We start from the raw sequence: 25,024 nt of genomic DNA, 5'->3' as shown, positions 1-25,024 counted from the left end.
CGCTGCCTTATCATTGAGATAGGCACTGAACTCGATTTTTGGAGGGCAGCCCTGCGAATCACGCCGTACTTTTGCCCGGCGGCCGGGCCAGCCCGCCGCGGAACCGACGCCTCGGGACGGCCCTTCCCGCCCCCTTGGCGAGTTGTTAGGTCTGGGAAACAGGCAACCCACGCGGCTGAAACGGGAATTTTGTGGCCTCCTTCCTCGATCCTCTGATCGCATTTGTCTCGGCCCATCCGTGGCTTGCTTACCTGACGCTATTCCTCGCCGCCCTGCTGGAAGCTGTTCCGGTGGTCGGCTCGCTGGTGCCGGGATCAACCATCATCCTCGCCTTGAGCGCGCTGGTGCCCGGCGGCGAACTGAAATTGTGGGCGGTGCTGGCGGCAGCGATTGCCGGGGCCGCACTCGGGGACGGCACCGCGTTCTGGGTTGGCCATCGTTCGCAGCGCGAGATTCTCAGCGTCTGGCCGCTGAAGAACTACCCCGCCGTGGTGGCGCAAAGCGAAGCCTTCTTCCAAAGCCGTGGCGCGCTTGCGGTGTTCTTTGCGCGCTTTGTGCCGCCGATCCGCGCCTTCGTACCGGTCACGGCGGGCGCGCTGGGCATGCCGCCGCTGCGGTTTTACGGCGTGAATATTCCGGCCATCCTGGTCTGGGCGATGGCCCATGTGCTGCCGGGCGTATTCGCGATCTCCGTGCTGCACGAATATTTCGGGCTGCCGCATCATCACGGCACGGCCAAGCATCTCTGGATGCTCGCGGTGCTGGGCGGTGCGCTGGTTGCAGCGCTTGCGATCTGGATCATCCGCCGCCGCCAGGGCGGCGGCGTGATCGAGCCGGCCAAGCCGGTCAAGTAATCCGGGCGCGTCCCGGGGCGGGGCCGACATAGCGCGCACGCGGGCGAATCAGCCGCTCTTGGCGCAATTGTTCGCTCGCATGCGCGATCCATCCGACCGTGCGGGCCATCGAAAACAGCACCAGTTCATGGCCCGGCGGCAGGCCCAGCGTGTGCACGAGCACCGCCAGCGCATAGTCTATATTGACGAATTCGCCGGTCGCTTCCGCAATGCGTTCCGGGATTTCGTGAGTCAGTTTGCGCTCTGCGCCCGAGCGCGCCAAAGCCTCCAGCAAGGCCTGCGCGCGGGGATCACCTAGCTTGTAGACGCCGTGGCCGAAGCCCGCGAAACGCTCGCCCAACGCCACCCGCTCGCGAATCAGGGGCGCGACGTCGCCCTTGGCCAACGTCTTGAGCAGCTGCGCCGCCAGCACGCCGGCGCCGCCATGCTTGGGACCTTTCAGGGCAACGAGGCCTGCAATCATCGCGTCATAGAGGTTTAGGCCGGTCGACGCCGCGCAGCGCACGGTGAAGGTCGAGGCGTTCAATTCATGATCCGCCAGCAGCACCAGCGCGCGGCGGATCAGATCGGCGGCGTGCTTGTGATCGGGCGCCCAGGCCCTGGCGATCTGCAGGTGCAGCGGTTGCGGCGAGGTCTTCGCGTTCAGCATGGTCGCGACCACCAGGCGCAGGATGCGGCCGCCGACCATCGCGCGTCCCTCGGGCGCGCGGGTAAAGGCGCGCGGATCGGCAACGGCCGAGAGCGCCAGCACCGCAATGGCGCGATCGATCGCGTTGGCGCCGCGGGCGGCCTCGGCCACCGCGCGCATTTCATCCGAGATCGACGGGCAATTGTCCGGAGCAAAGGGATCGACGCCGGTGACGTCCCACAACAGCGTCGCGGCGTGTTCGAGCGTATCGCGCTCGGCGAGATCGACGCAGTTGACGCCGCGATAGATCGGGCCGTCCTCGGTGATGGTCGCGATCGCCGAATCCATGACGGGCAAATCCGCATCGAAACTGCGCATCCCGCGCGGCTCCGGCGCCGGCGCCCGCCGCTCCTTGAGCGTGCGGACGTCCTCGGCGCGGTAGCGATGGCTGCGCGAATCGGCCGACGGCTCGGAGCGGATCAGGCCGCGGCTGACATAGGCGTAGAGCGTCGCCTGCGAGATCGCGAGTTCGGCGGAGGCCTCGCGGGCCGAGAGATAAAGGCCGGCGGATTTTTTCATATTGATTTACATAATCAAGATTGATCAATCTGTCGAGAGGATCCACCTTTGCGGTGCACAAAGGAGATCCGACCATGAACATTCAGCTTTCAAAGACCCCGATCGGCCTCGATGGCGTCCCCGCCGCCGAAACCGTGCTGAGCCACGTCGATGGTGAGCGCGGCGAACTGATCATTGCCGGCGAGCGCGTCGGCGAACTGGCCCGCAAGACCGGGTTCGAGGGCGTGACCGCCCGGCTGTGGAGCGGCGGTACCGGCCAGCCGGTCGGCGAGGCCGCGGTGCGTGCCGCGCTTGGCGCCGGGCGCGAACGCGCCTTCGCCCGGCTGCCGGAGTTGCTCGGAATCACACAAGGCCTGTCGATCGTCGATGGTTTTCGCGCAGCCATCGCGGGTCTGCGCGCCGAAGCAGGACTGCAGCATGAGGCCACCATCGTCGGCGCGTTTCCGGTGATCGCAGCCGCGCTGGTGCAGCGCGCCAAAGGCAACGATCCCGTGATGCCCGATCCAACCGCGAGCCATGCCGCCGACACGCTGTCGATGATGCTCGGCCGCAAGCCAAACGCGCGCGAAGCGGCGGCGCTCGACGCCTATTTCGTCACCGTGTGCGACCACGGCATGAACGCCTCGACCTTCACGACGCGCGTCATTGCCTCGACCCATGCCGATCTGTTTGCGGCGGTGACGGGCGGCTATTGTGCGCTGACGGGGCCGCTGCATGGCGGCGCGCCGGAGCCGGTGCTGGAAATGCTCGACGCCATCGGCTCGAGCGAGCGCATCAAGCCGTGGGTCGACAGCGCACTGGCGCGCGGCGAGCGGCTGATGGGCTTTGGTCACCGCGTCTATCGGGTACGCGATCCCCGCGCCGACGTGCTCAAGGGCGCGATCGAACGGCTCGCCGGCGGCGGCATGGATCTGCCGTTCGCGGGCGAAGTCGAGGCCTATATCCGCGACGCCTTGAAGCGCAAAAATCCGGACCGGCCGCTCGACACCAATGTGGAGTTCTTCACCGCGATCCTGCTCGACGCGCTGAAAATCCCGCGCCAGGCATTTACGCCCATATTTGCGGTGGCGCGCGCCGCCGGCTGGACCGCGCACGCCCGCGAGCAGCAGCGCGGCGGGCGGCTGATCCGGCCGAGCTCAGCGTATATCGGGCCGATGCCGGGGTGAGGTTCTGGTTTGTGAGAGTGAGACACTCTCCACACGTCGTCCCGGCCTTGAGCCGGGACCCATACTCCGCGGCTTCTGTTGTTGGAAAAGGAAGGTAACGACCAGCGCGCAAACCAACGACCGTTGGTGGCTATGGGTCCCGGCGTTCGCCGGGACGACGATAACTATGCGCCGCGCACGACCGTCTTGAGGTAATTATACGCCTTGATGATCTCGATCAGGCGATCCTCGGTGGAGCGGTCGCCGCCATTGGCGTCGGGATGGTGCTGCTTCACCAGCGCCTTGTATTTTGCCTTCACCGTTTCCAGCGTCGCGTCGGGGCCGAGCCCCATCACCTGCAGCGCCTTGCGCTCGGCGTTCATCACCTTGCGGGTCTCAGGTTTGACCTCGCCGGCCGCGCCGCCCGGTCCGGGCCGCCAGCGGCCGCGGCCGTTGAGCTCCGAGAACATGCTGAACGGATCGGACGCGGCGTCGATGTCCGGCTCGGTGCCGGCCTTGCCCTTCTTGCCGCCATTGGCGCCCATCTTCCAGGTCGGGCGGTGGCCGGTCAGCGCATCCTTTTGATAGCGCGCGACGGAATCGGCGCTCATGCCCTGGAAGAAATTGTAGCCCTGGTTGTATTCGCGGACGTGGTTCAGACAGAAGTGCCAGTACTCTTTCGAGTTCTCGCGGCCCTTGGGCGCGCGGTGCGGGCCCTTGTTCTTGCACTCCGGCCATTCGCACATGGCGGATTCTTCGCGCGCCGCAGCCTGCTGCTTCGCGCTCAGCTTGTTGGGCTTGATGCGAATGGAGTCGAAGAATTTGGATGAATCGATTGGCATGGCTGACTTTGACTACGCAATGCCCGAGGCTTCAAGTCTTGACATTGCGAATACCTCTGTTCCGATCCGGCATTGACGAAAAACGGTCCCGGACGTAATGCCGCCGTCATGAGCACCAAGGACGATATCATAAACAAGTTGAGTGAAGCTTTCGTACCCGAAAGCCTCGACGTAACGGACGAATCACATCTGCATGAGGGCCATGCCGGCCACAGGCCGGGCGGCGAGACGCATTTTCGGGTATATATTGTGTCGCCGGCCTTCGAAGGGAAGAGCCGGATCGAACGTCATCGCATGGTCAATGCGACGCTCGAGGCGGAACTGAAGGGGTCCGTGCACGCGCTGGCGATCAAGGCGCAGGCACCCGGGGAAACTACGGGCCGCTGATTTTATCACCCCTGCCACAGATATAAGCGTCCGATGACCACGCTGAAGCTCGTTGTTTTGGCCGGGCTTCCCGGTTCCGGGAAGAGCACGCTGGCGGAAGGCCTTTCCCGGCATTTTTCGCTGCCGCTATTGTCGGTCGATCCGATCGAGGCGGCGATGTGGCGCGGCGGCCTCTCCCGGGATCAAACGGGGATCGCGGCCTATGAGGTCGCACAAGCCCTGGCAGCAGAACAATTGCGGCTCAATCATTCCGTCCTGATCGACGCGGTCAATCCGGTCGAGGCCCCGCGCGCGGCGTGGCGAAAGCTTGCGGCAAAATATCGCGCGGATTTGAAGATCATCGAATGCATCTGCGTGGACCAGGCAATCCACCGCCGCCGTATCGACGCCCGTATCCGCAATATTGACGGGATGGCCGAGATCGACTGGGCCAGGGTCGAACAACGGCGCGCCGAATATGAGGCGTGGACCGATGCAAGGCTGACGCTGGATACCTCGGCGGAGCCGCCGGAACGGTTACTCGCGGAAGCGATCCGCTATCTGGCCTGAACGTACGCCATGCCGACGCGAAGATCGACGCAGGACGGTGGCAGCACATTCATCTTTGTGAGACAATCAGTCGCGCGGTGGTGCGGTTTCCATGAGAACGCGGGGTCGGACTGACCCCGATGCCATCGCCATGTGATGGGGTCGTCCGATGCGCTATTGGGCACATCAGGGGTTGGCGGCAGCCGTTGCGGCGTTGATGGCCACGTGTCCCATCGAGGCTTTCGCGCTCGACATGCCCGGTCCCGCCGCCCAGGAGGTGCTGGTGAAAAGCATCCTGGTGACGCTGAACGACGCGGTCGCCGCTGACAATTTCACCATTCTCCACGCCAAGATCTCAAAACCGTTTCGCGAGCAGTTCCCGCCGGAAAAGCTGCGGGCCGTGTTCAAGGACCTGGTCGAAAAGCACGCCGTGTTCGACGCCGTGGTGGCGCAAAAGATGGTTCCCGACGAGGACGCCAGGATCGACGAGCAGGGCGTGTTGAAACTGAAAGGCCGTTTCCAGACGGCGCCCAAGCAGGTCAAGTACCAGCTTGGCTTCATCGAATCCGAAGGGACGTGGAAGCTCAGCGGCGTTGCGATCGATATTGAATAGGATTTTTCAATAATGCGCAGCCACCATGCGGAATGAATACTCCGAAACCGCAACGGGCTTCGTGCCGGGACAATAAGCGGTGTGAAACTCGAACTTCATTCCCCTTGGCCTGCGGGGGAATGTTATTCGAACGCTCACGGCTGAAAGCGGTGACGGCATATTCTTCCGGAAAGACAATCGATGGACGCTCCTTCATGGATTGAACTGGTCGAGCGAAACGTTGCCAGATTTGGCGATCTCGTCGCCGGCATCGACCCGTCGCTTTCCGATATCCCTGAATTCTTCGGCCACGACAGCGGCTGGATCGACCGCTTCGTCAATTTCACCATCGAAACCATCGAGGGACGTATCGGCTTCGTCAAATTCCAGTCGGCTTATTTTGAAGCATGCGGATTGACGGGCCTCACGGCACTCGCTTCCGGGATCAAGAAAGCAAGGGCCGCGGGCATCGGCGTCATTCTCGACGCCAAGCGAGGCGATATCGGTGCCACCGCCGCCGCCTACGCCCGCGCCTATCTGACCCCGGCTTCCGCCGGTGGCAGCGGCGACTTCGAAGCCGACTGCCTGACCGTCAATCCCTTGATGGGCCCGGATACGCTCGAACCTTTCGTGGAATGCGCGAACCGGTTCGGCAAGGGGCTGTTCGTGCTCTGCCGTACGTCCAATCCCGGCGCGGGCTGGCTGCAGGACAAGATGACGGGCAATCGCCTTGTTTCCGACCGCTTCGCCGATCTCATTGCTGCGATGGGTGTCAACGCCAGCAGTGCCTCTCGTTTGAACGCGGTGGGCGCGGTGGTCGGCGCGACCGTGCCGCATGAAGGCCGGCGCCTGCGCCAATTGCTGCCCCGCTCGATCATCCTGGCTCCCGGCCTTGGCGCGCAAGGCGGCGATGCCGCGGCCATTCACTCCTTGCGCGGCAACACGGCAGGCGACCTGCTGATCCCGGTCTCGCGCGGCCTGACGCGGGTAGCGGATCACGGAATTTCCGCGGAAGATTATCGAGCACTCATCATTGGCAGGATCGACGACTTCAAGACGGCGATTGCCTATGACTATCGCGGAAACCGCGCCATCCCGGCTTGATCGCCATTGCGCGGGCGGCGCTCAGAACGCCGTGCCCGCCCGCCTCGGCTTCTGTTCTTCGGCCTCGCGCGGCACCGGCACGATCCGCAAGGCGGTGATGCGGTTGCGCTCGCGGCGCAGCACGCGGAAGCGGAAGCCGTGGAACGTAAAACTCTGGCCGCGCTCGGGGATCGAACGCGCCTCGTGAATTACGAGACCGGCGATCGTGGTCGCCTCCTCGTCGGGCAGATGCCAGTTCATGGCACGGTTGAGATCGCGGATCGGCACGGAACCATCGACCACCACGGAGCCGTCGGGCTGGGCGCGGACGCCGGCCACGACCACGTCGTGCTCATCGGAAATGTCGCCGACGATTTCTTCCAGAACGTCTTCCAGCGTCACCATGCCTTCGACTTCGCCATACTCGTCGACGACGAGCGCGAAGTGGGTTTTGCGGCGGCGGAACGCCTTGAGCTGTTCGGACAGAGGCCGCATCTCCGGCACGAACCATGGCGGCAGCATGATGGCCGCAACGTTGATACGCGAGGTATCGCCGTCGGAGGCGCGGATCGCGCGCAGCAGATCCTTGGCGTGCAGCACGCCGATGATGTTTTCCGGCTTGTCGCGCCACAGCGGGATGCGGGTGTATTCGGTCGCCAGCACCTCGCGCACCAGTTCGTCCGGCGGCAGATCGGCATTGATCATCACCATGGCGGTGCGGTGCACCATGACGTCAGACACGGCAAGATCGCCAAAGCGGAAAACATTGTGGATGTATTCGGCCTCGCCGCTTTCGATGCCGCCGTGCACGGCCGATTCCTCCACCAGCCCCTCGATCTCGGAGTCGGTGAGGATTTCATGCTGTGAGGATTCCTGCACGCCGAGCAGGCGCAAAATTCCGCGTGACGCGCTGTTGAGGAGCCAGTTCAGCGGCCAGAAAACCAGATAGGACAAATAGAGCGGATACGCGATCCATTGCGAAACCGGCATCGGTTGCCTGATCGCCAGCGTCTTCGGCACCTGCTCGCCGATCACGATGTGCAGCGAGGAGAACACCAGGAACCCGGCGATGAACGACACGAAGTGCAACGTGGCTTGCGACATTCCGAGCGGGATCAGCAACGGCTCGAGCAGCGCCGAAACGGTGGGCTCGCCGACCCAGCCGAGGCCGAGCGAGGCCATGGTAATGCCGAGCTGGCAGCACGCGAGATAGGCCTCGATGTTGCCCATCATGCCCTGCAGCAGGCGCGCGCCGAACCGGTCCTGCTCGACCATCGCCCTGATGCGAAACCCCCGGCTCTTCACCAGCGCAAACTCGGCCGCCACGTAGAACGCGTTGGCGGCGAGCAGGAGGAACGCAAGCAGCAGATTGAACGCGGTCGAACTCATGACTGCCTCGCGACGGCACCAAGCCCGCGCGACGGCTCCATGATGCGCCCTGACAGTCCCGTTCTCATTCCGACAGCTTCTGTTGCAGGAAGGCGCGAACCGATGCCGGCTCGACGTCGTTTGCGATCACCGCGCGCCCCACCGCCTCCAGCAGGATGAAGGTGAGCTTGCCGCGCTTGACCTTCTTGTCCTGCGCCATCAACGCCATCAGCGTATCGGCATCCGCCAGCCCTTCCTGGGTGAAGCCGGCGATGTCCTGCAACCGGGTCGGCAAGCCAACCGAAGCCAGATGCCGCTCGACGCGTGCGGCGTCGGCTGGCGAGATCATGCCGAGGCTTTCGGAAAATTCCGCCGCCAGCACCGTGCCGATGGCAACGCCCTCGCCGTGGAACAGGCGATCGGAAAAGCCGGTTGCGGCCTCCAGCGCATGGCCGAAGGTATGGCCGAGATTGAGCAGCGCGCGTTCGCCGGTTTCGCGCTCGTCGCGCGACACGATCGCGGCCTTGGCGCGGCACGAAGTGGCAATCGCATGCTCGCGCGCCGCGCTGCCGGAGAAGATGCCGGAGTGATTGGTCTCGAGCCAGGCGAAGAAGGCTTCATCACCGAGCACGCCATATTTGGCGACTTCGGCATAGCCGGAGCGGAACTGGCGCGGCGACAGCGAGTCCAGGACTGAGGTGTCGGCGATAACGAGCACCGGCTGATGAAACGCGCCGAGCAGATTTTTTCCCTGCGGCGAGTTGATGCCGGTCTTGCCGCCGACGGAGGAATCCACCTGCGCCAGCAGCGAGGTCGGCACCTGCACGAAATCAACCCCGCGTCGCAGGATCGCCGCCGCGAATCCCGCGAGGTCGCCGACGACGCCGCCGCCGAGCGCGATCACGAGGTCGTTGCGCTCGATCTTGGCTGCGACCAGCGCCTCGGAGACCTTCTCCAGTCCGGCATAGGTTTTCGACCCCTCGCCCTCCTCCACAATGACATGCGACGTCGGGATGCCGGCCGCGGCCAGCGACGCTTGCGCTGGTTCGAGCCAGTGTTTGGCAACGGTGCGGTCGGTGACGATGGCGGTCCGCACGCCCGGCCGCAGCGCGGCGATCCGCGCGCCCAGAGTCTGCAGTACGTCGCGGCCGATGATGATGTCATAGGCGCGGTCGCCGAGCGCGACGTCGACGGTGATGGGGTCAGAGTGTTTCAGTGGTGCCGTCATGAGGTAGCGCTTATCCCGTCCGTTGGTGCCGTCGTTGCTGTCGTCGTTGACTCCTGGGCTGGCGGCGCGGCGTGGCCACACAACCTGCCGCGCAGGGCGTCCATGCATTCATCGACAATCCGGTCATGCGGCACGTCGCGCGACAGAATCGTCAGATCAGCCCCCTGATAGACCGGCTCGCGGGCTTCGAGCAGGCGGGCGACCGTCGCAACCGGATCCTCGGTCTGCAGCAGCGGCCGGTCTGCGCGACGCTTGACGCGCTTCATGATCACGTCGATGTCCGCCTTGAGCCAGATCGACACCGCCTTGTCGGCGATCCTCTTGCGGGTTTCCTCGCGCTCCGTGAAGGCGCCGCCGCCAGTCGCGATCACGGCCGGCCCACTGTCGAGCAGCCGCGCGATCACCCGGGCCTCGCCATCCCTGAAATAGAGCTCGCCATGGGCCGCGAAAATGTCCGGTATCGACATGCCGGCCGCGGCCTCGATCTCGATATCGGCATCGAAAAACGGCAGCCGCAGCCGCGCCGCCAGCCGACGGCCAATGGTGGATTTGCCGGCGCCCATCATGCCGACAAGCACGATCGAACGCCGCCCCAGCGCCGCCGCGATCTCGGCCTCCTGGGGGGTGCTTGCTTGTGCCGGTATGGCGGTCTCGGGCATCCCAAACTCTGTCAGCTGCGGATTTTCCGCGTTTCTGCGCCACCTATACTACCCCCGCCGATACCCATGCCAGAGACTCTTGCAACGCCAAGGGGAACATGTAGGTAGTCAGGTGCGTCCAACCCCGATGATTTCAATGGTTAATTCGCGGCCCAAGGTCACTCTCAAGCCCGCCCTCAAGGCGCCCTGATGCCCAGTCTGTTCCGCTTTTTGACGGTCGTCGGCATTATCGCCGGGATCGGCTATGGCGTGGTCTTCGCCCTGGCGAATTTCGTCAATCCGAAGCCACGGGAAATGATCGTGACGATCCCTCCGGATAAGTTCCTCAAGAAATAGGCGCTATGGTCTCAAGGATGGGCCCCAGGAACACTTCCAAGACTACTTCGAACAAGACCACTTCGAAGACGAATTCAGACCCAAAGCTGACCAACCTGTTCCTCGACATGCTCGCGGCGGAACAGGGGGCGGGCGACAATACGCTCGACGCCTATCGCCGCGACCTCACGGATTGTTCCGAATTTTTGGGCCGCGCCGGCCAAAGTTTTGCCGGTGCCGAGACCCAGACGCTGCGGGACTATCTCGCTGATCTCGATTCCCGCGGCTTCAAATCCACTACCGTCGCGCGGCGTCTCTCCGCGCTGCGCCATCTGTTCCGCTTCCTGCTCAATGAGCGAATCCGCAGCGACGATCCCGCGGCGATCCTGTCCGGCCCGAAACGCGGCCGCAGCCTGCCCAAGGTACTGTCGATCGCGGACGTCGACCGCATGCTGACGCGGTCCAAGGAGCTCACCGAAACCGACGCCTCGCCTCAGCAGCGGCTTCGCGCGCTGCGGCTGCATTGCCTGCTCGAAGTGCTCTACGCCACCGGCCTGCGCGTTTCCGAACTGGTGGCGTTGCCGCTGTCGGCGGCGCGCCGCGACGCCCGCATGATCGTGGTGCGCGGCAAGGGCAACAAGGAACGGCTGGTACCACTGAACGAGGCGTCGCGGCAGGCGATGGCCGATTACCTCGCCGCGATGGAAGCGCTGAAGCCCGAGAAGAAGAAAAACGCCCCCGCCTCGAAATGGCTGTTTCCCTCCTTCGGCGAAAGCGGACATCTGACGCGACAGCATTTCGCGCGCGACCTCAAAGAGCTTGCATCCGCCTCGGGGCTGGCGCCGCGGCTGGTCTCACCGCATGTGCTGCGTCACGCCTTCGCCAGCCACCTCCTGCACAACGGCGCCGACCTGCGCATCGTGCAAACGCTGCTTGGCCACACTGATATTTCGACCACGCAGATCTATACCCATGTGGTCGAGGAGCGGCTCAAGAGCCTGGTGCGCGACCTGCATCCGCTGGCGGAGAAGTAGACTTCCGCGTATCCAGCAAGTATGCCGCCTTGACTTCGACGCCTTCTCCCCCGAAACAGCCTCACTCTATCGCTACCCGCCATGGGCCTCCGCCCAGAACGTCAGCTAAATCGTTGAAGAGACTAATCTTCTTTCTCAAAGACGAAACCACTTCGCCCGCAGCTAAGTTCCTCCCTATATTGGTTTGATGCCGGATCAGATGCGCAGCTACCTCGACTTCGAAAAACCCGTCGCCGAACTCGAGGCCAAGGTCGACGAGTTGCGCGCGCTGGCTGCAACCGGCAGCGACATCGGCGATGAGATTGCGCGAATCGAGGACAAGGCGTCGCAGGCGCTGACCGACCTCTATGCCAGCCTGACGCCATGGCAGAAGACGCTGGTGGCACGCCATCCGCAGCGGCCGCACTTCACCGATTTCATCAACACGCTGATCACGGAATTCACGCCGATGGCGGGCGACCGCAAGTTCGGCGAGGACGAAGCGCTGATGGGTGGCTTCGGCCGCTTCCGCGGCGAAGCCATCTGCGTGGTCGGCCAGGAAAAGGGCGCCACCACCGAAAGCCGCATCAAGCACAATTTCGGCATGGCGCGCCCCGAAGGGTATCGCAAAGCCGTTCGCCTGATGGAGCTGGCCGACCGGTTCGGCATCCCCGTGCTGTCGATAGTTGATTCGGCCGGCGCCTATCCCGGCATCGGCGCCGAGGAACGCGGACAGGCGGAAGCGATCGCGCGGTCCACCGACGCCTGCCTGTCGCTCGGCGTGCCCAATGTCGCGATCATCACCGGCGAAGGCATGTCCGGCGGGGCGATTGCGATCACCACCGCCAACCGCGTGCTGATGTTCGAACATGCGATCTACAGCGTGATCTCGCCTGAAGCGGCGTCCTCGATCCTGTGGCGGGACGGCACCAAGGCCCAGGAAGCCGCCACCAGCATGAAGATCACCGCCCAGGACATGCTGCGATTCGGCGTCATCGACCAGATCCTGAAAGAGCCCCCGGGCGGCGCCCATCGCGACCCCGCCGCCATCATCGCCTCCACCGGCGATGCCATCGCCCAGGCCTTCAACGACCTCCGCAACCTCGATGCGGATGCGGTGCGCAAGCAGCGGCGGCAGAAATTCCTCGATATCGGCCGCAAACTGGGCTGAACGGGCTCGATTCCCTGCCTTTTGGGGAGATCAGGTGGCTGCGAGCCGCTAACGCGGCAGGCCCGATCGCAAAATCGCCGATTTTTCGCCAAATCGTTGAATTTGGCCGCAATTATGCCCCGACCGCGTTCTTTAAGGTCTGTTGACCATGCCCGCCAAGGTACCGGCTTGTGCGGCGGGTTCGAGTTGCGACAAATCGGCCTAAAGGGTAAGATTTTATACATCGGCTTCAGGGCATGACGCTGTGGTTGGGGTGCGAAAATTGCCCGATGGGTGTGGAGCTTAGCTTTTGATTTATCGCTCGCTGGTTCGCGCGCTCATCACGTCGGCTGCCCTCGCGGCCAGCGTCATGCTGGCCGGCTGCAACAGCGACGAGATTTCGCTGGCCAACAATGCCAAGGCCAACCAGCCGGTTCCGCCGAAACTGATCGCGGACATGGTCGCCAAGGATATGGACCTGAATTCGCCGATCCTGGTCCGGCTGTTCAAGCAGGAAGCCGAACTCGAAATCTGGAAGCAGGATCGTTCCGGCCGCTTCGCGCTGCTGAAGACCTATCCGATCTGCCGCTGGTCGGGCGATCTCGGACCGAAGATCAAAGAGGGCGACCGCCAGGCGCCGGAAGGCTTCTATTCGATCTCGCCGGCGCAGATGAATCCGCAGTCGGCCTATTATCTGTCGTTCAACACCGGCTATCCCAACGCATTCGACAAGGCGCTCGGCCGCACCGGATCGCAGCTGATGGTGCATGGCGACTGCTCCTCGCGCGGCTGCTACGCGATGACCGACGAGCAGATCGCGGAAATCTATTCGCTGGGGCGCGAGTCCTTCTTTGGCGGCCAGAAGTCGTTCCAGCTGCAGGCCTATCCGTTCAAGATGACGCCGATCAACATGGCGAAGCATCGCAACAATCCGAACATGCCGTTCTGGAGAATGATCAAGCAAGGCTACGATCATTTCGAGGTGACGAAGCACGAGCCGAAGGTCGATTTCTGCGAGAAGAAATACGTGTTCGACGCCATCAGGGCGCCCAACGCCACGCGCGACCCGGTGTTCGACGCGTCAGGTAAATGCCCGGCCTATGCAATCCCCGAGGGAGTCGCCGACGCTGTGCGCGAGAAGCAGCAGACCGAGGCCGCGGAAACCGCCAAGCTGATTTCGAAGGGCACGCCGGTCGCGCGGCTCAACACCGGCATCGACGGCGGCATGCACAAGGTATTCGCCGCGCGCGTTCCTGAAGCCAGCACCGGGCTCTCGGAAGGCGGCGACAGCCAGGGACTGGCGGCGCTCTCGCTGGCCCGCGCCCCCGGCACCATCCCCTCCCACGTCAATCCGCCCCGCGCGCCTTCCGACAATCTCCTGCTCGGCGCGCCGCAGGAGCCGAAGCTTGCTGCGGTCGCCAGCGCGCCAACAGCCGGACCGACAGCCTCGACCCCGGCCCCGACACGGGTCGCCAACGCCGCGCCGGCCGCACAATCCGACGGATGGTTCTCCAGCCTGGCCCGCAAGGTCGGCATTGGCGGCGGCGATGCAACCGCGAGCACCTCAAGCACACCGCCGGCCGCACCCGTGAAGCCGAAAGTTATCGAGGCCAAGCGGTCCGAGCCAGCGCCGCGCGCAGAGGCTGCGGTACCGAAGACGTCAGCGCCGAAGGCCGAACCAAAGCAAGCCGCAACCCGGCCGCCGCTGAAACCGTCGGTGACCGATACCCCGGCTCCGGCCGCTCCCGCGCAGGTCGCCGGATCGGCGCCGATCGTCTCGTCGAACTCGTTCGACAGCCGCTTCGGGGCAGTGAAGTAAATCGCTGTCGTCCCGGCGAAGGCCGGGACCCATAGCCACCGATCTCAATGTTGCGCGAAATTAGTGGGGCTTTGGTCCCATCCATAACCAACATTCGTGGTTATGGGTCCCGGCCTTCGCCGGGACGACGATAGAGTCGCCGTCAACGCACGATCACGAGCAGCTCAGCCGTACTTGCCGTGGCAGTGCTTGAACTTCTTGCCGGAGCCGCAGGGACAATCCTCGTTGCGGCCGACCTTGCCCCAGGTGGCGGGATTTTTGGGATCGCGGTCGGCGGCGCTGACCTCGGGCACCAGCGAGGCATTGGCGAACGCCATCTCGTCTTCGCCGGTATCCGGGTTGAGCTTGTGCGCTTCCATCACCGGCAACGCCGGCTGTGCTTCTTCCGGCGGAACGATCTCGACCCGCATCAACTGCGCCGTCACCGCCTCGCGCAGATGCGCGATCATCGCCTCGAACAGGCTGAAGGCTTCCGACTTGTATTCCTGCAACGGATCGCGCTGGCCGTAGCCGCGCAGGCCGATCACCTGGCGCAGATGGTCGAGCATCACCAGATGCTCGCGCCAGAGATGATCCAGCGTCTGCAGCAGAATGGTCTTTTCGACGTAGCGCATCACGTCGGGGCCCCATTGCGCGACCTTGGCCGCCATGCGCTCGTCGACATGCTTCTCGATGCGCGCCAGCAATTCCTCGTCGGCGATGCCCTCTTCCTTGGCCCATTCATCGACCGGCAGGTCGACGTCGAGCACGCGCTTCAACTCGTCCTTGAGGCCGGTGACGTCCCACTGCTCGGCATAGGCATGTTCGGGCACGTGCTTGGCCACGACGTCCTCGACGAAGGCGTGGCGCATGTCGGCGACGGTCTCGGCGACGCTGTCGTCCTTCATCAGGTCGACGCGCTGGTCGAAGATCACCTTGCGCTGGTCGTTCTGGACGTTGTCGAATTTGAGCAAATTCTTGCGGATGTCGAAGTTGCGCGCCTCGACCTTCTGCTGCGCTTTCTCCAGCGCCTTGTTGATCCAGGGATGGATGATCGCCTCGCCCTCTTTGAGGCCGAGCCGCGTCAGCATGGTATCGAGCCGGTCGGACCCGAAGATCCGCATCAAATCGTCTTCCAGCGACAGGAAGAATTTCGAGCGTCCGGGGTCGCCCTGACGGCCGGAGCGGCCGCGCAGCTGGTTGTCGATGCGCCGCGATTCATGGCGTTCCGAACCCATGATGTAGAGCCCGCCGGGCTTGGTGATGGTCTTGGCCGGCTTCGAACCCTTGGCGGGTTCGATTTCGACGACGTCTTCGGCCTTCAGCACGATCTCGCGGAAACGCTCGATGTCGGCCTTGATGAGTTCGATCTTGGCAGCCTTCTCGGCCTCGTCGGTGATGTGCGCGGTCTCCTGCAGGATCCGCATCTCGAGCGAACCGCCGAGCTTGATGTCGGTACCACGGCCGGCCATGTTGGTCGCGATCGTGATCGCGCCGGGGACGCCGGCTTCCGCGACGATATAGGCTTCCTGTTCGTGGAAGCGCGCGTTCAGCACCGCGAACAGTTTCGCAGGCTTGCCCGCGCGCGCCGCGGCATAGAGCTTCTCCATACCGGATTCCGAGCCGAAATCGATCTGCTTGTAGCCGTGGTTCTTCAGGTACTCGGCCAGCACTTCCGACTTCTCGATCGAGGCGGTGCCGACCAGCACCGGCTGCAGCCGCGCGTTGGCGCGTTCGATCTCGGCCAGGATCGCGGCGTATTTCTCGGTCTGGGTGCGATAGACCTCGTCGTCCTCGTCGAGGCGCGCCACCGGCACGTTGGTCGGGATTTCGACGACCTCGAGCTTGTAGATGTCGAACAGTTCGTCGGCTTCGGTCAGCGCGGTGCCGGTCATGCCGGCGAGCTTGGCGTACATCCGGAAATAGTTCTGGAAGGTGATCGAGGCCAGCGTCTGGTTTTCCGGCTGGACCTGGACATGCTCCTTGGCTTCCAGCGCCTGGTGCAGCCCTTCGGAATAGCGCCGGCCCTGCATCATGCGGCCGGTGAATTCGTCGATGATGATGACCTCGCCGTCGCGGACGATGTAGTCCTTGTCGCGGTTGAACAGCGAATGGGCGCGCAGCGCCTGATTGATGTGGTGAACCACCGAGACGTTCTCGACGTCGTAGAGCGACTCGCCCTTGAGCTGGCCGGCGTCACGCAGCAGGGTTTCGATCTTCTCCATGCCGGCTTCGGTCAGCGTCACCGTGCGCTGCTTCTCGTCGACGTCGTAATCGGTCTTGTCGAGCTTGGGCAGGAAGGTGTCGATGGTGTTGTAGAACTCCGAGCGGTCGTCGAGCGGGCCGGAGATGATCAGGGGCGTACGCGCCTCGTCGATCAGGATCGAGTCGACTTCGTCGACGATGGCGTAGAAGTGGCTGCGCTGGACCATGTCCTCCAGGCGGTACTTCATGTTGTCGCGCAGATAGTCGAAACCGTATTCGTTGTTGGTGCCGTAGGTGATGTCGCGCGAATAGGCTTCCTTGCGCTCGGCATCGTCGAGGCCGTGGACGATCACGCCGACGCTCAGTCCGAGGAAATTATAGATCTGCCCCATCCATTCGGAGTCGCGGCGGGCGAGGTAGTCGTTGACGGTGACGACGTGGACGCCCTTAGCCGCCAGCGCGTTGAGATAGACCGCAAGCGTCGCGACCAGCGTCTTGCCTTCGCCGGTCTTCATCTCGGCGATGTCGCCCTCGTGCAGAACCATGCCGCCGATCAGCTGGACGTCGAAATGGCGCTGGCCGAGGGTGCGCTTGGCCGCCTCGCGCACCGTGGCAAAGGCCGGAACCAGGAGTTCGTCGAGCGTCTTGCCGTTGGCGAGTTGCTCGCGGAATTCGGCGGTGCGGGCCTTCAGCGCCTCGTCCGACAGCGCGGCGAGCGTGGGCTCGAGCGCGTTGATGGCGTTGACGCGGGACTGGTATCCCTTCACCCGCCGGTCATTTGCGGAGCCGAAAAACTTGCGGGCGAGCGCGCCGATCATGCCGAGTTCCTGTCTATGCCGTGTCTTGCTAAGCCGTGTCTTGCGTTGCGGCCGTGACGTGATCCACCAAGTTGCCTATCAACTCACCGTGACGCGTCGCGGCAAACGCCCCGATCCGGGGGTCATCCGCCAAGTGAGTGGGATTCAGGCAAGCTAAGGTTCAACGGCAAAAAGCCCAGTAAAATAAGTGCTATCGCCATCGATTGGTTCCGGCAGAGATATGGCTGGGCCACAGGCTTGTCAACGTCGCCAAGATGTCAAGGAATTCATCATTTTGACAGACTTTTCGCGTTGCCAAGGTGCCATGATTGGGCGAGTGTCCCGCCGCCTTTGGCATTCCCATCTTCAAGACAAGGATTTTGCATGACCTCCCCGTTCCCGGAAACGAAAACCGGCCTGCGCTTCGGCTTGGCCTCCCTGGCCCTGACGACCTGCCTGGCTGCGGTTCTGGCCGCCGGCCTGCCGGCCCGCGCCCAGGACAACCCCGTTCTGGCGAAGGTTAATGGCGTGGAAATCCGTCAGAGCGACGTCGCGCTGGCCGAAGAGGAACTTGGCCCCAGCCTCGCCCAGATGGACCCGGCGACCAAGAAGGACAACGTGCTGGCGTTCCTGATCGACCTCAAGATCGTCGCCAAGGCCGCCGAGGATAAAAAGGTCGAGAATTCCGAGGACTTCAAGCGGCGCATTGCGTTCGCGCGCAGCCGTCTTTTGATGGACAGCCTGCTGGCCACCGAAGGCAAGGCGGCAACCACCGACGAGGCCATGAAGAAGGTCTATGAGGAGGCCTCCAAGCAGATCACCGGCGAAGCCGAAGTCCACGCCCGGCACATCCTGGTCGAGACCGAGGACGAGGCCAAGGCGGTCGCGGAAGAGCTGAAAAAGGGCGCCGATTTCGCGGATCTCGCCAAGAAAAAGTCCAAGGACCCCGGCGCCTCCGACGGCGGCGACCTCGGCTTCTTCACCAAGGAGCAGATGGTGCCGGAATTCTCGGCCGTGGCGTTCGTGCTCGAGCCCGGCAAGATTTCCGATCCCGTCAAATCGCAGTTCGGCTGGCACATCATCAAGGTCGAGGAAAAGCGCAACCGCAAGGCGCCCGACTTCGAGCAGGTGAAGCCCCAGATCGAAACCTATGTGACGCGCAAGGCGCAGGCCGATTACGTGGCGAAGCTGCGCGAGGCCGCCAAGGTCGAGCGCATGGACAAGCCGGCCGAGCCGGCGGCGAAGCCTGCCGAGGCTGCCAAGCCCGACGCCTCCAAGATGGCGCCGGCGAAGAAATAAAATCGACTTCGCCGCCCGACTTCAGTATTTAGGCATCATGCCCGGCCCACTCAGGTGTGCCGGGCATCCATGTCTTAGGGCCTTCATCAACGGATGCTGAAGACGTGGATGGCCGCGAATCCTGGGCGCCTCGCGCTTTCCGGATCCGGCCAGATCGCTTCCAGTCTTCCTGTCGATAAGGCGCCCCCATGTCATCAGCCGTTTCTCCCCTCGCACCAACCGAAGTCCCCGACATGCCCGTGATCGCGGGCGTGCGGCTTGCCACGGCTGCCGCCGGCATCCGCTACAAGGGACGCACCGACGTGCTGCTCGCGATCATGGACAAGGGAACGAATGCGGCCGGTGTCTTCACCCAATCGAAATGCCCAAGCGCCCCGGTGGAATGGTGCCGCGCCCAACTCAAAGGCGGCGGTTCGTCCAAGGGGCTTGCGCGCGCGCTGGTGGTGAATTCCGGCAATGCCAATGCCTTCACCGGCAAGACCGGGCGGCAGGCCACGACCTTGACGGCGTCGATTGCCGCCAAGGCGGTCGGATGCAAACCAAATGAGGTGTTTCTCGCCTCCACCGGCGTGATCGGCGAGCCGCTTGACGCCACCAAATTCGACGGCGTGCTGGGCACGCTGGCCGACAGCGCTGCGCCCGCGGACTGGATGGGCGCGGCCCGGGCGATCATGACCACCGACACCTTCCCGAAGGTCGCGACCGCGACCGTGAAACTCGGCAAGGCCAAGGTCACCATCAACGGCATGGCCAAGGGCGCCGGCATGATCGCGCCCGACATGGCGACCATGCTGTCCTTCGTGTTTACCGACGCACCGCTGTCGTCGGCCGTGCTGCAATCGCTGCTCAAGAGCGGCGTCCAGGATACCTTCAACGCCCTCACCATCGACAGCGACACCTCGACATCGGACACGCTGCTGGCGTTCGCCACCGGAACGGCCGCCGCCCACGGCGCCCCAAAAATCACGCGCGCCAGCGATCCGAGGCTGAAAGCCTTCACCAAGGCATTCCGCGCGGTGCTCGCCGATCTTGCCGAGCAAGTCGCCCGCGACGGCGAAGGCGCGCGAAAACTGGTCGAGGTCATCGTCGAGGGCGCGACCACCAGCATTTCGGCGCGCCGGATCGCGATGTCGATTGCGAATTCGCCGCTGGTCAAGACCGCGATCGCCGGCGAGGACGCCAATTGGGGCCGCGTGGTGATGGCGGTCGGCAAGGCCGGCGAGCCCGCCAACCGCGACAAGCTGTCGATCTCGTTCAACGGCATCCGCGTCGCCAAAAGCGGCGCGCGCGATCCGTCCTACAACGAGGCGGAGGTTTCCGAGGCGATGAAAAGCCCGAAGATTCAGATCAAGGTCTCCCTCGGCCTCGGCAAGGGCCGCGACCGCGTGCTGACTTGCGACCTCACCAAGGAATACGTCGCCATCAACGGCGACTACCGGTCGTGATCTGGTCAGTCCGGGGCAGTCCGCAGGACTGAACCCGGAATCTCAAAATTCCCCGATGCGCAATTGCGCATCTGAGGTTCGTGCTTCGCATCGCCCCGAATGGCGGCGGTCCTAGCCGCTGATCCGGGCGTCGGCGATGGCCTTCTTGAACAGCGCGTTCATCGCTTCCGCAATGCCCTGCGTCGGGCTGACCTCGAAATACAGTCCGGTCGAGGCGCAGCTCTGCATGTTCTGCGCGATCTGGCTGTTCGGCGACGGCCCGTAGGGCCCGGTATTGAACGGCGCGATCCACGAGTTGTACCAGGCGTTGGTCGGCAGCGCGAGATAGGTGGTGTAGAGCACCGCGATCTTGATGCCGCGAGACTTGATCGCCGTGCAGAGCGCCGCGTTGAGCGGCGACTGGCAGCGTCCGCTGCTGGTGGTCGGCTTGATGCACGTTCCCGGATTGTATTCGTCGGCGACGCCGTCAGACACGAAGAACAGATACTTCAGCGGCGCCGAGGACGTGCCGGCACCGGGCGCGCTGATCGCGCTGTTGATCGCGGGTATGATGCTGGTGAACTGGGTGTCCTGGTCGTTGTTCTGGTTCTGACCGTTGACGGTCATCAAGTCGATGTTGCCGGCCGCGCTCTTGGCGCTCGACAGGCTGGAAGACAGCGAAAACAGGGCTCTTAGCCCGGCCGAGCCCGCAGATGCGCCAAAATCGTAGATCGCCATCCGGAACTGGCTCGAATAGGTCTGGGTAGCGGCCGCGGTGTCCATCAACTGCTCGGTCGCGCTGCGCAGCACGTCGATCCGCGTGGTCACGCCGAGGGTTTTTGCAAGCTTGTAGTAGTTATTGTTGTTATTGAGATCGTGACAGGCAAACGCACACTTGTCCGACGTATTGTTGACCATCTTGCTTACATCGGCCGGCGTCGCGCCGACGCCCATCGATGGCGAATTGTCCATCAGCAGATAGAAATCGATATAGAGCGGCATGCTGGTGGTGGCGGTCGACGCGCCGGTCACGGTGACACTGGTCTTGCCTATCACGCCGAGGAACATCATCGGAACCGTGGCGGAGAACTGAACCGTCGAGGTGATGACGCTCCCGGCCTTGGTCATTGCCGGCGTCATGTTGTTGAGCGTGTAGCCGGTGACGCCGTTCATGTTGGCGTTGAAGATGTTGGTGGCATCGGCGACGCCGGCCGGGATCGGCCCATCCGAGGTCATCGATCCCGCGGCGATGAAGCCGGGCGCGATCTTGGCGACCGAGCCCACGCTGGCCGCGTCGATCGCCGCCTGCAATTTGCTGCGCAACTGGGTGGCCCGCGAATAGTCGACCGCACATCCGACCGCCGATATGATGGGCAGCGACGCGATTGCAAATATCACGGCGATATTGCCGGAGCGGTCGCGACGAAAGCGGTTGAGCAGAGAAGTAAAAGCGCGCATAGGATGCCTGTTCTGGGCCGAAACTGGACGCACCCTGCCAACATCAAATTAAATTTGGGTTCCCGAGCCGCAAACAAATCGTTTGGCGACATGAGGTTGGCTCGTTAATGAAATCTTCCACGCCTGCCCAAAAATCTTGCAAACAGCCCCTCATGGCCGACATCAAACTAACCCTCGTGGTTGCCTGCGCGCTGGTCGACGCCGACAAACGGGTGCTGCTGGCGCAGCGTCCGGAAGGCAAAGCGCTCGCGGGCTTGTGGGAATTCCCCGGCGGCAAGGTCGAGCCCGGCGAACGGCCCGAGCAGACGCTGATCCGCGAACTGCATGAAGAGATCGGTATCGACGTCAGCGAGCCATGCCTGGCGCCGCTGACCTTTGCCAGCCACGCCTACGAGACTTTCCATCTCTTGATGCCGCTCTACATCTGCCGGCGCTGGGAAGGCCAGGTGATCGCACGCGAAGGCCAGCAACTGGCCTGGGTGCGCGCGGGCAAACTGCGCGACTACCCGATGCCTCCCGCGGACATTCCGCTGATCCCGCATCTGCTGGACTTGCTGTTGTGAGGTAAGCGAGCGAGCTCATACATAAATCTCTCGTCGTTCCGGCGAACGCCGGGACCCATACGCCGCGGCAGTCGTTGTAACCGAAGGTCTCTAACGCAAGCGCTTTCATCGATGGGCCGCGGCGTATGGATCCCGGCGCAAGGCCGGGACGACGGCGGTGTTTGGCGCGCGCACCTTGCACCATCATGTAAACGCAGTTTCACGTTCTCGCGACGCATTGCGCCCGAGCTTTGCCAGAAATTTCCTTGCCCTCGAAATCAGAGGGCGCAGGGAAGACCGGGTGCGCGCTGCACCCGCGGTCTCGTGTGCAATTGTGCATAAGAATGCGCACACGAGCATACAGGTCCAGCGGAGAGCATCCGGCCTTCCCTGCGCAATGGCTTTACGGCTTATATCGTGCTCTCCCCGGTGAGACGGCCTCTATTGCCACCGTCGCCCCTCGGAAGCGTTAGCTCCCGCGGGACTTGACGCCGTTACGGGCGTCAGGACCACACGACTTCACCGTACGCCAATGCTGCACGCGTCAAAGCGCAACATCAGCGTCCACCGCGACCCGCCCCTCGTTGTGACGATGGCCAACGCCCCTCTGAGTGGGACGGGATGGGCATAAATGTGCACTGATTTGGGTCGCATGGAAACAAGAATATTTTTGATTTTCGGAAATTTTAGACTTGACGCGATTTCTGACAATCAGAACTGATTTGCCCGTCGGGTTGATTTGTCGCAGGCGGACCGCAAGATTGCGCTTGCGCGCGAGGCGACGCAGTCGGTGTTCGCAATTCGGCCAAGGAATTGCGACACGCGTGGTTCGCAAGTCTGCGGCCACCGTCATGGCGAGCAGAGCCTTCGGTGGAGATCGATCACGCCTATTCAGAGCTTCTATCGTCGATACCAGCAGGTCCGGGAAAGACCGAACAACGGGCATGTTGCGGAGAGTTGTTGTGGCTTTCCGCGATTGCCCCTTTCAGATCGCCTAAATCAGTGATTGTATAACCACATTTCGCAATCGGAGAGCACCTTCGCAACGGGGGAGAGCGTCGTGAATTACACAGGTCTGCGGTGGATCAAGGATACGAAACAGCGGCAACGCATCATAGCCGGGCTGCGAAAGTTGCGTGCCGGACTTAAAAGCAAGGTGCCGGCCAAAAGCGACCACTCGCTGCTGCTGGCGACGTGGAACATTCGTGAGTTCGGCGGCGCCAAATACGGCGGACGCACGCCCGACGCGATGTATTACATCGCGGAGTGCATGAGCCGCTTCGACCTGATTGCGGTTCAGGAAGTCCGAGCCGATCTCAAGGCGCTCAGGGACATCATGCGGCTGCTAGGCCGGCAATGGAACGTCATCTTCACGGATGTCAGCTATGCCGACAGCGGCAATGGCGAACGGCTTGCCTTCGTCTACAACACGACCAAGGTCAGCTTTACCGGCCTTGCCGGTGAACTGGTCCTGCCCGGCAAGAGCGCGACGGAGATCATGAGCCAGATCGCCCGCACGCCGTTCGTCTGTGGCTTTCAGGTCGGCTGGGCCAAGTTCAATCTCTGCACGGTCCACATCTACTACGGTACGAGCAAGGCCGAGGATCCGAAGCGCGTCGACGAGATCAACGCACTCGCCAAGCTGCTTGCCGCGAAGGCGAAAGACTACATCAACACCAAGACGCCGGTTGATTATTCGCCCGAACATCTTGTGTTGCTTGGCGACTTCAACATCTTCTCGCGCACCGACAAGACGTATGAGGCGCTCACGAAGAACAAGTTCGTGGTGCCGGCCGCACTGCAGAAACTGCCTGCCGGAAGCAACGTGGCCCAGGACAAGTTCTATGACCAGATCGCGTTTTTCAAACAGAAGGTAGGTGTGACAAGCACGAATGCCGGCATCTTCGACTTCTTCAAATACGTTTTTGACGATCCGAAGGAATTCAAAGGCGGCAAGAGCGCACCGACCGCCAAGGCATTCCCGCAATGGCGCACCTACCAAATGTCGGATCACCTGATCATGTGGACCGAGTTCAGCGTCGACCAGACAGATACGTACCTGAAATCGCTGGCGGCCTGGGATGGCAAGTGATTTTCCGGACAAGTGAGGGATTCCAGGCCCTGCAAAGGTCTTCCGCCACGGGCATTGCGAACGAAAGCGCCGTCGCAGCCGAAGCGAGGATCGGCCGCTCCTCAATCCAATGGGGCCGAACGGGTTCGTCCCCGCGGCACGGTACGTTTCGACAGGTCGCCAATGCGTGCCCGGAGGCGTGGCAGCATGAAGTCCAGAAAGGCGCGCAACTTGACCGGCATGAAGCGGTTGGGCGGCTAGACGAAGCTGGCGGCACCCAGATCCGTAAGTTCAAATCTCACCAACGTGAGGCGCGGCATCATTTGATCAATCTGCAATGTTGGTCGCCGCTATGGCGAAACGACGGTAACCAGCCATCGAACGGGAATACTGGAACTGTCTTCCTTGACCGATCGGACCATGCCCCTCACGGTCGCAGAGCCAAAGGTCAGCGTGGCCACTTGTCCTCGATACTGGGCGTAGCGGCTGCGTCGGGCCTCGGTAGGGTCATTGGTTTCGATCTGCTGCACGTATCCCGCCAATCCGTTCATGAAACACAAATCGTGACCATGTGCGGAAACTGTAAGCACATGCAGTTAACGAATATCCGACAGTGCCGCAGGCATCGTCCAAACAAATGCTGAAATAAGCCGGTTGCCATCTCGCTATTTGGGCAAAAGAGACTATATGTGGAATATCATCGCGCGCCCCCGGCAGTTATCGATGACTGAGAGCGTTGCGCTCCCGCCTCAACCAAGCAGGCGGTCCGTTGTCAAATCCCCCAACATCCGGCTTCCGTGAGTGGCTTGTGCCTCCGGTGCTGCTGCCGAACTTTTTCGTCATGCTGATCGCCGCCGCGGTCATTTTTCAAAGTTGATCCGTCCACGCAAGACCGCAGAACAAACCCATCGGAAGGTCGCAATGGCCAACAAAGCAACTGTCAGGAACGCGTATGGCGTGCCGGCCATGTTCGCCGGATCAAAAACGGGCAGCGATGACGCTGCTTTCGTTTTTGTCAGAGTTGGAAATGAGGAGCGCCGCATGCGATGGGCCGAATGG

Annotated in this window: 21 protein-coding genes; 14 read left to right on the top strand and 7 right to left on the bottom strand. The window is 62.9% G+C overall.

Annotated elements, in window-relative coordinates; translation table 11 throughout:
• Nucleotides 1–191 precede the first annotated feature (191 nt).
• Nucleotides 192–854, top strand: a complete 663-nt coding sequence (locus tag JQ611_RS32895; protein ID WP_212270164.1) for a DedA family protein — start codon at nt 192–194, stop codon at nt 852–854.
• Here the strand turns inward: JQ611_RS32895 and JQ611_RS32890 are convergent.
• Nucleotides 847–2,061 carry a citrate synthase family protein gene (locus JQ611_RS32890; RefSeq protein ID WP_212467792.1) on the bottom strand — a complete coding sequence of 405 codons (1,215 nt, stop codon included), beginning with the start codon at nt 2,059–2,061 and terminating at the stop codon, nt 847–849. The genes JQ611_RS32895 and JQ611_RS32890 overlap by 8 nt on opposite strands.
• Nucleotides 2,062–2,135: 74 nt before the next feature.
• Between JQ611_RS32890 and JQ611_RS32885 the strand changes: the two genes are divergently transcribed.
• Nucleotides 2,136–3,227, top strand: coding sequence for a citrate synthase/methylcitrate synthase (locus JQ611_RS32885; protein WP_212270162.1), 1,092 nt, complete (start codon nt 2,136–2,138; stop codon nt 3,225–3,227).
• A 164-nt stretch (nt 3,228–3,391) separates the two neighbouring features.
• Here JQ611_RS32885 and JQ611_RS32880 read toward each other — a convergent pair whose 3' ends face one another.
• Nucleotides 3,392–4,048, bottom strand: coding sequence for a J domain-containing protein (locus JQ611_RS32880; RefSeq protein ID WP_212270161.1), 657 nt, complete (start codon nt 4,046–4,048; stop codon nt 3,392–3,394).
• Between the two features lie 108 nt (nt 4,049–4,156).
• On the opposite strand from JQ611_RS32880, the gene JQ611_RS32875 reads away from it, so the two are divergent.
• The 4 genes from JQ611_RS32875 to pyrF all read left to right on the top strand — a co-directional run bounded on the left by JQ611_RS32875 (nt 4,157) and on the right by pyrF (nt 6,659).
• Nucleotides 4,157–4,435, top strand: a complete 279-nt coding sequence (locus JQ611_RS32875; protein ID WP_212270160.1) for a BolA family transcriptional regulator — start codon at nt 4,157–4,159, stop codon at nt 4,433–4,435.
• 33 nt (nt 4,436–4,468) lie between these two features.
• The gene (locus JQ611_RS32870; RefSeq protein ID WP_212270159.1) at nt 4,469–4,984 is read left to right on the top strand and encodes an AAA family ATPase; all 516 of its coding nucleotides are present in this window, start codon (nt 4,469–4,471) and stop codon (nt 4,982–4,984) included.
• Between the two features lie 196 nt (nt 4,985–5,180).
• Nucleotides 5,181–5,576: a hypothetical protein gene (locus JQ611_RS32865; RefSeq protein ID WP_249133638.1), complete on the top strand. Its 396-nt coding sequence runs from the start codon at nt 5,181–5,183 to the stop codon at nt 5,574–5,576.
• A gap of 180 nt (nt 5,577–5,756) precedes the next feature.
• Nucleotides 5,757–6,659, top strand: coding sequence for an orotidine-5'-phosphate decarboxylase (gene pyrF / locus JQ611_RS32860; protein WP_212270158.1), 903 nt, complete (start codon nt 5,757–5,759; stop codon nt 6,657–6,659).
• Between the two features lie 21 nt (nt 6,660–6,680).
• Here the strand turns inward: pyrF and JQ611_RS32855 are convergent, their stop codons facing one another.
• The 3 genes from JQ611_RS32855 to JQ611_RS32845 form a co-directional block, all read right to left on the bottom strand.
• Nucleotides 6,681–8,027, bottom strand: a complete 1,347-nt coding sequence (locus tag JQ611_RS32855; protein ID WP_212270157.1) for a hemolysin family protein — start codon at nt 8,025–8,027, stop codon at nt 6,681–6,683.
• A gap of 64 nt (nt 8,028–8,091) precedes the next feature.
• Nucleotides 8,092–9,234 (bottom strand): 3-dehydroquinate synthase, encoded by a 1,143-nt coding sequence (aroB, locus tag JQ611_RS32850; protein WP_212467791.1) that lies wholly within the window; start codon nt 9,232–9,234, stop codon nt 8,092–8,094.
• Entirely contained in the window at nt 9,231–9,893 is a 663-nt protein-coding gene (locus JQ611_RS32845) for a shikimate kinase (protein WP_212467790.1), read from the bottom strand. The genes aroB and JQ611_RS32845 overlap by 4 nt, the downstream gene beginning before the upstream one ends.
• Nucleotides 9,894–10,082: 189 nt before the next feature.
• Between JQ611_RS32845 and JQ611_RS32840 the strand changes: the two genes are divergently transcribed.
• From JQ611_RS32840 to JQ611_RS32825, 4 genes are all read left to right on the top strand, one after another.
• Nucleotides 10,083–10,229: a histidine kinase gene (locus JQ611_RS32840; RefSeq protein WP_209839018.1), complete on the top strand. Its 147-nt coding sequence runs from the start codon at nt 10,083–10,085 to the stop codon at nt 10,227–10,229.
• Between the two features lie 17 nt (nt 10,230–10,246).
• Nucleotides 10,247–11,242, top strand: a complete 996-nt coding sequence (gene xerD / locus JQ611_RS32835; RefSeq protein WP_212467798.1) for a site-specific tyrosine recombinase XerD — start codon at nt 10,247–10,249, stop codon at nt 11,240–11,242.
• A gap of 187 nt (nt 11,243–11,429) precedes the next feature.
• The gene (locus JQ611_RS32830) at nt 11,430–12,392 is read left to right on the top strand and encodes an acetyl-CoA carboxylase carboxyltransferase subunit alpha (RefSeq protein ID WP_212270154.1); all 963 of its coding nucleotides are present in this window, start codon (nt 11,430–11,432) and stop codon (nt 12,390–12,392) included.
• Between the two features lie 289 nt (nt 12,393–12,681).
• The gene (locus JQ611_RS32825; RefSeq protein WP_212467789.1) at nt 12,682–14,190 is read left to right on the top strand and encodes a murein L,D-transpeptidase family protein; all 1,509 of its coding nucleotides are present in this window, start codon (nt 12,682–12,684) and stop codon (nt 14,188–14,190) included.
• A 164-nt stretch (nt 14,191–14,354) separates the two neighbouring features.
• Here the strand turns inward: JQ611_RS32825 and secA are convergent, their stop codons facing one another.
• On the bottom strand, nt 14,355–17,192 hold the full coding sequence (gene secA, locus JQ611_RS32820; RefSeq protein ID WP_212467788.1) for a preprotein translocase subunit SecA: 2,838 nt from the start codon (nt 17,190–17,192) through the stop codon (nt 14,355–14,357).
• A 363-nt stretch (nt 17,193–17,555) separates the two neighbouring features.
• Here secA and JQ611_RS32815 point away from each other — a divergent pair, with 363 nt between their 5' ends.
• Both JQ611_RS32815 and argJ read left to right on the top strand, forming a co-directional pair.
• On the top strand, nt 17,556–18,470 hold the full coding sequence (locus tag JQ611_RS32815) for a peptidylprolyl isomerase (RefSeq protein ID WP_212467787.1): 915 nt from the start codon (nt 17,556–17,558) through the stop codon (nt 18,468–18,470).
• A gap of 188 nt (nt 18,471–18,658) precedes the next feature.
• Nucleotides 18,659–19,915 (top strand): bifunctional glutamate N-acetyltransferase/amino-acid acetyltransferase ArgJ, encoded by a 1,257-nt coding sequence (gene argJ / locus JQ611_RS32810; RefSeq protein ID WP_212386504.1) that lies wholly within the window; start codon nt 18,659–18,661, stop codon nt 19,913–19,915.
• Nucleotides 19,916–20,026: 111 nt separating this feature from the next.
• Here the strand turns inward: argJ and JQ611_RS32805 are convergent, their stop codons facing one another.
• Entirely contained in the window at nt 20,027–21,352 is a 1,326-nt protein-coding gene (locus JQ611_RS32805; protein ID WP_212467786.1) for a TadE/TadG family type IV pilus assembly protein, read from the bottom strand.
• Nucleotides 21,353–21,504: 152 nt separating this feature from the next.
• On the opposite strand from JQ611_RS32805, the gene JQ611_RS32800 reads away from it, so the two are divergent.
• Together JQ611_RS32800 and JQ611_RS32795 are read left to right on the top strand one after the other, a co-directional pair.
• Nucleotides 21,505–21,915, top strand: a complete 411-nt coding sequence (locus JQ611_RS32800) for a (deoxy)nucleoside triphosphate pyrophosphohydrolase (RefSeq protein WP_212035802.1) — start codon at nt 21,505–21,507, stop codon at nt 21,913–21,915.
• Between the two features lie 1,039 nt (nt 21,916–22,954).
• Nucleotides 22,955–23,986 carry an endonuclease/exonuclease/phosphatase family protein gene (locus JQ611_RS32795; protein WP_212386503.1) on the top strand — a complete coding sequence of 344 codons (1,032 nt, stop codon included), beginning with the start codon at nt 22,955–22,957 and terminating at the stop codon, nt 23,984–23,986.
• Nucleotides 23,987–25,024: the final 1,038 nt, after the last annotated feature.

Source organism: Bradyrhizobium sp. AUGA SZCCT0182 (assembly GCF_018130185.1).
Classification (GTDB): Bacteria; Pseudomonadota; Alphaproteobacteria; order Rhizobiales; family Xanthobacteraceae; genus Bradyrhizobium.
Note: the sequence above shows the minus strand (reverse complement) of the source record. Positions and strands in the feature narration are given on the sequence as shown.